Annotated in this window: 6 protein-coding genes; 2 read left to right on the forward strand and 4 right to left on the reverse strand. The window is 37.1% G+C overall.

Going from position 1 to position 6000, the window contains the following annotated elements; all coding sequences use genetic code 11:
* Window positions 1–283 precede the first annotated feature (283 nt).
* The gene (locus H280_RS0119870; RefSeq protein ID WP_020062874.1) at window positions 284–1465 is read left to right on the forward strand and encodes a NupC/NupG family nucleoside CNT transporter; all 1182 of its coding nucleotides are present in this window, start codon (window positions 284–286) and stop codon (window positions 1463–1465) included.
* 476 nt (window positions 1466–1941) lie between these two features.
* Here H280_RS0119870 and H280_RS0119875 read toward each other — a convergent pair whose 3' ends face one another.
* The 4 genes from H280_RS0119875 to H280_RS0119895 all read right to left on the reverse strand — a co-directional run bounded on the left by H280_RS0119875 (window position 1942) and on the right by H280_RS0119895 (window position 5116).
* Window positions 1942–3120 carry an NAD(P)/FAD-dependent oxidoreductase gene (locus H280_RS0119875; RefSeq protein ID WP_020062875.1) on the reverse strand — a complete coding sequence of 393 codons (1179 nt, stop codon included), beginning with the start codon at window positions 3118–3120 and terminating at the stop codon, window positions 1942–1944.
* A 44-nt stretch (window positions 3121–3164) separates the two neighbouring features.
* Window positions 3165–3605 (reverse strand): DUF1641 domain-containing protein, encoded by a 441-nt coding sequence (locus H280_RS0119880; RefSeq protein ID WP_020062876.1) that lies wholly within the window; start codon window positions 3603–3605, stop codon window positions 3165–3167.
* A gap of 624 nt (window positions 3606–4229) precedes the next feature.
* A complete protein-coding gene (locus H280_RS0119890) occupies window positions 4230–4736 on the reverse strand; it encodes a ferritin (RefSeq protein WP_020062878.1) in 507 nt (168 codons plus the stop codon).
* Between the two features lie 65 nt (window positions 4737–4801).
* Complete coding sequence (locus tag H280_RS0119895; protein ID WP_020062879.1) at window positions 4802–5116, reverse strand: MazG nucleotide pyrophosphohydrolase domain-containing protein; 315 nt, start codon at window positions 5114–5116, stop codon at window positions 4802–4804.
* A gap of 72 nt (window positions 5117–5188) precedes the next feature.
* On the opposite strand from H280_RS0119895, the gene H280_RS0119900 reads away from it, so the two are divergent.
* Window positions 5189–5767: a TIGR00730 family Rossman fold protein gene (locus tag H280_RS0119900; protein WP_020062880.1), complete on the forward strand. Its 579-nt coding sequence runs from the start codon at window positions 5189–5191 to the stop codon at window positions 5765–5767.
* Window positions 5768–6000 lie beyond the last annotated feature (233 nt).

The raw sequence follows: 6000 nt of genomic DNA on the forward strand, positions 1-6000 counted from the left end.
AGTCCGACCTCTATGCTCTTTTTTGTATATTTTTCCCTTTGAAAAATATATTGCTTTTTGTAAAGATAACGCTTACAATTGGTTTATGGATGAAACAAAATGATATCATTCTCATATTCCACAATAACTATTCAGTATAAAATTTTGCTAAATGCAAACGCTTACTAGTGTAAGCGGTAAATTGTTTTTATGGAATTATTTTTTTAATCTAAATTGTCAGACGTCTATCGTTAGACGACTGGTACATCATGGTATATTAGACTACAAAATGGAGGTTTCAAGTATGAAATTTGTCATGTTTCTTGTCGGATTAATTGCGGTATTTATACTAGCGTTTCTTGTAAGTAGCGATCGGAAAAAGATTAAATATAAACCAATTGCTATTATGCTTGTTATTCAATTAGGATTATCATATTTCTTACTAAATACACAGATTGGATACTATTTAGTTAAAGGAATTTCTGATGGATTTAGTACAATTTTAAAATTTGCGGACGCCGGAATTAACTTTGTATTCGGCGGAATGGTAAATAAAGGGGAATTCACATTCTTTCTTTCTGTATTACTTCCAATTATTTTCTTAGCGGTGTTAATTGGAATTCTACAACATCTTAGAATTTTACCAGTCATTATTAAAGCGATTGGATTCTTATTAAGTAAAGTAAATGGTTTAGGAAGATTAGAATCTTATAATGCAGTAGCAGCGGCAATTGTTGGTCAAGGCGAAGTTTTTATTACAGTAAAAGATCAACTGAGTAAGTTACCAAAAAATCGTTTATATACACTTTGTGCATCTTCTATGTCGACAGTTTCCATGTCAATCGTTGGTTCTTACATGAAAATGATTGATCCTAAATTCGTTGTAACAGCACTTGTTTTAAACTTATTTAGTGGATTTATTATCATTCACATTTTAAATCCTTACGATGTGAGTGAAGAGGAAGACATTTTAGAGCTACAAGAGGACAAGCACCAAACGTTCTTCGAAATGCTAGGCGAGTACATTATGTTAGGATTTTCAATTGCGGTTACAGTAGCAGCAATGTTAATCGGATTCATTGCATTGATGGCAGCAATTAACGGTCTATTTGATTCAGTTTTCGGTATTACATTCCAAACAATCTTAGGATATGTGTTCTCACCATTAGCGTTCATCATGGGTATTCCAGCATCTGAGATGGTAACAGCTGGACAAATTATGGCAACAAAATTAGTAACAAACGAATTCGTTGCGATGCTTGATTTAGGAAAAGCAGCTGGTGGTTTAGCGCCTCGTACAGTTGGTATCTTATCTGTATTCCTTGTATCATTTGCGAACTTCTCATCTATCGGAATTATCGCAGGTGCAACGAAGAGTATCGATGAAAAACAAGCAAATGTTGTATCTTCTTTCGGATTAAAACTTGTATACGGTGCAACATTAGTAAGTGTGTTATCAGCAATTATTGTTGGGGTTATGTTATAAGATAAAATAGGAAAAGCAATGAGCAGCGGGCTCATTGCTTTTTTTGTTGCGTGCCAAGCTAAGCTGGGCACTGCTCACTGGTGAAAGTCCAGAACCAAGTTGCCTAGTAGCTGACAGGCAATCGAGGGAGAAATTCTAAGATTAAAGCCTGTGACAAAGTAACTTCTTACTAGAAGTGCGAGCGAATGAGCAGACTGTAACATAAAGTGAAACTTGAAAATGCAACATCGAAGAATCCCTCAGGGTAAGGAGGATGGTTTGATGAAGGGATTTTCTACTCTACTACCTAGGCATAGTGAACTGCTCCTTACTGTTTAAAAAGAAAGAGGAATACACAAAATTGTAACAAAATAGACAGTATATTTAGAAAATTATAAAGGTGTATATCAAATTCTTGTCGAATAAGTTATGTAGAGAATTTTAATCAAATAAAAAACCCGAATCATAGATAAACATGATTCGGGCTATCATTCAGATTAATAAGCTAAGCTGAATAGACCTTTAATATGTGATAAGTAACGAACGTTACTTGCTTCTTTCATTAGAGATGCTGGTAAGCCTTTAAGTGGAGTTGAGCTTGCTCCGATGATAGCAACCGCATCTTTACGGCCTAAACTTGCAAGTGTTCCAGAATTTACTGGTGCAAACTCTTCGAACGCCTTTCCTTCTAGATGTGCATATAGATTGTAGCCAATTAGTTCGCCCATTTGCCAAGCGATTTGTGCTGTTGGCGGATATGGACGGCCTTCTGGACCGAAGAAGACTGCGCTGTCACCTGCAATGAATACGTCTTTATGAGAAGTAGATTGAAGGTATTCGTTAACAGTTGCACGGCCGCGGTTTACTTCAAGACCTGATTCACCTACTAGAGGGTTACCTTGAACGCCGCCTGTCCAAACGAACGTATTTGCAACGATCTTTTGACCATCTTTTAAATCAATTGTATTGCCCTCAACGTTTGTTACAGGAAGGCCTGTTAAGAATTGAACGCCGCGTGCTTCTAAGCTAGTAGTTGCACGTTCAATTAAATCATCCGGTAATACTGGAAGGATTTTTGGACCTGCTTCAACAAGCAATAGTTTGATGTCTTTCGGATTTACGCCGTGGCTTTTTGCAAGCTTTGGCATAATATCAGCAAGTTCACCAACTAGCTCAACGCCAGTTAATCCGCCGCCACCGATTAAAATTGTTGCGTCAGCTTCATTTTTTGTTTTCGCGTATTCTTGAATGCGTTCTTCAACATGTTTGAAGACTTTGTTTGCATCGTCTGCAGATTTTAATACCATGCTGTTTTCTTCTAATCCTGGGATGCCAAAGTAAGCTGTTTTACTTCCTAAAGCAACTACAAGAGCATCGTAAGATAAAGTATTGCCGTCAGCTAATTTTACTTCTTTTTTATCTACTGAGAATGACTCAACTGTTGCAATTTTAAGATCGATATCTTTGCCTTTGAAAAGTTTTTCTAATGGCATAGCAATTGCCTGCTCAGAAATATTTCCTGCTGCAAGGCGGTGTAGTTCCGTAATAATTTGATGTGTTGGATATTGGTTGATAACTGTAACTTGTGCTTCTGATTTGCTGTAATGTTTACGTACATTTAAAGCTGCAAGAAGTCCGCCATAACCAGCACCTAAGATGACAATTTGTTTTGACATAGTATGATATCCCCCGTCTTTACTAATTGTTGTGTAAGAAAGAATTATTTATGATTGCGTTCTGCAGTAATTTGAAGATAAGCGTTTACAAAACGAAACATTTTTTGTGCTTGCGGATCTTTTAGCATTTTTAAAAGGCCAAAAAGACCGATAACTTCGTTGCTTTCTTCAGCGCGATCTTTCGCTTCGATAGCAGTTGCAGCAATGGTTTTCACTGTATCTTTTACAGGTTCTGCAAGTTCTTGAATTGCTCCAACAGTATCATTTTTTAATACTTCATCAGTAGCGACTGCTTGAGCGAAATCATAAGACTTTGTTAAAATGTTAACGAGCTCAGTTAATTTTGGAAGTTGTTCTACTAATGTAGTTAAAGACTCTTGAACTTCAGGCTTTAATAGTTGATCAAGTACATCAAGTTGTCCTAGGTTAGCAGAAATTTGTAATGATTCTTGTTCAGGCTTTGTTTGAGTGATAGTTTCTGGCATCTCCAATTCTCCTTTACGATAGCAATGCTTCTTAAACTTTTGGGAATAAAAGAAGATTTCCCATTACAGGTAAGATTTCTTCGTCCGTAACAACTCGAGGAAATTTGTAAAACTTTGCACAAAAATTTAGAGCAAGATGCTCTTAAAGCTACTATTGCCCGTGAATATGTCTGTTCAATTCGTTATAACATTCGAATGAACTATAAGTAATCACCGAATCTGAAATAGTAAATTTAAAAAGGCTAGTTGCTTCCTCTAGCTTATGGACTTGTCCAGTAAAAGACTGTGTTTACCAACTGATTATATTATATACCATATTACACCTATGTTAACATAAAAATGATGATTAAGCATTCGATTTTAATGACTATAATCTACGAACTTACAGGGTGTTATACCTGTTGTTTTATTCCAACTTTACAATGCAAGAAGCATAAATTGACGAAAGCAGTCGATTCTTTCGGATTAAAACTTGTATACGGTGCAATATTAGCAAGTGTGTTATTAGTAATTATCGTTGGGGTTATGTTATAAAGTGAAACTTTAATCAGTGGGGTCTTACTGCCCGCGAATAACGGGATAAAATAAGAAAAGCAATGAGCGGCGGGCTCATTGCTTTTTTGTTTATTCAGCAGGCGGAGTAAATGTACGTTTTTCTAATTCAGCATCTAACATAAACAATGCATTTGAATCACTTGTAATACGTTTTAATTTTTGAATGATGCTATCGAAAGACGCTTCTTCTTCTACTTGCTCATCAACAAACCATTTTAAGAAAGTAATGGTGGCATGTTCGCGCTCATCCCATGCAATATCAGATAAGTTATAAATACGTTTTGTAACCTCGCGCTCGTGCTCAAGGGCGATTTCAAAAGCAGATAAAATCGATTCGTATTCATTATTTGGATGATCGAATCCAGTGATGATTGCACGCTCACCGCGATCGTTAATGTAATTGTACAACTTCATAGCATGGAAACGCTCTTCTTCTGCTTGTACAAGAAAGAAGTTCGCAAATCCATCATAGCTCTCTGATGTACAGTATGCTGCCATTGCCATATACACATGGGCTGAGTAAAATTCAAAGTTCATTTGATCATTTAGTGCTTCACGTAATTTTGGAGATAACATAAAAAAAGCCACCTTTCATATTATTGCAATATTATCATAACATGGTTGAAAATAATTCTCATTTGTTATTTGAACCGTTTAGAAAGTTTTTTCACATGTGTTTCCATAATATCTTGCAAATCTAGGTTATATTTTTGCCCTAAAATAATAAGGTTTCCAAGTACATCACCAAGTTCTTCTTTTAATTCTAGTGTTAATTCTTCCTCGCTCTTCGTCGTCTCATCTGGGCGATCGCGGCCGATTTCGATAGCGCGTATAACGCGAGAAACTTCGCCAACTTCCTCTGCTAAAAAATTAACGCGAATAAAAGAATTATATTGGGACCATCCGCGTTCATGATAAAATTGTTCCACCCAACTTTGAAATTCATTCGTGTTCATCCTTCCCTCATCCTTTCAATATGTAGTACAATTACATTGTAGCATAACAATATATAGCTTTGGGGTGGCAGAATGAAACGGATTTGTGTGTTTGCAGGATCAAATGTTGGGGAGCGTCCAGAGTTTCAAAACGAGGCTCGTCAGCTTGGGAAAATATTAGTTCAAAATAATATAGAGCTTGTATACGGCGGTTCTTGCGTTGGATTAATGGGAGAAGTGGCAAATCAAGTATTAGAGCTAGGTGGCCGTGTAACAGGCGTCATGCCGCGGGGATTATTTAGAGGAGAAATTGTTCATCACAGTTTAACAGAACTAATTGAAGTAGAAACAATGCATGAAAGAAAAGCAAAAATGAGTGAACTTGCTGATGCATTTATTGCATTACCAGGTGGATATGGAACATTCGAAGAGCTGTTCGAAGTTGTATGTTGGTCGCAAATTGGGATTCATGAAAAGCCTGTTGGCTTGCTGAACATTGCAGAATTCTACACACCATTATTACAAATGGTGGACCATGCAGCAGAAGAAGGATTTATGAATCCATCAAATAAAGAATTGCTTGTTTCAGCACAAACAGCTGATGAATTGTTTGTGCAGATGAAAGGCTACAAAAGACCAGTTATGGGGAATAAGTGGAAGCAGTTAACATGATAAAAACCGAGTGGGGGTGTCCGCTCGGTTTTTTGTATGTGTTATTTGTCGAATATTGTCGGAGAGCCTTTATCTGGTGGCGAATCGCCGATATATCGGCGCCGCTTCCGCATTTCTTGTGATAGCTCCAGCGGCTAAAATGTTCGGTGGCTTCGCTTCTTCCTGCGAGGTAAAAAGCACCTCTACGTCAGAAGCTCCATCCCCCTCACATTCTGAGCGAGCCGCTTCCGCAT

This window comes from Bacillus sp. 123MFChir2, assembly GCF_000383235.1.
GTDB lineage: Bacteria > Bacillota > Bacilli > Bacillales > Bacillaceae_G > Bacillus_A.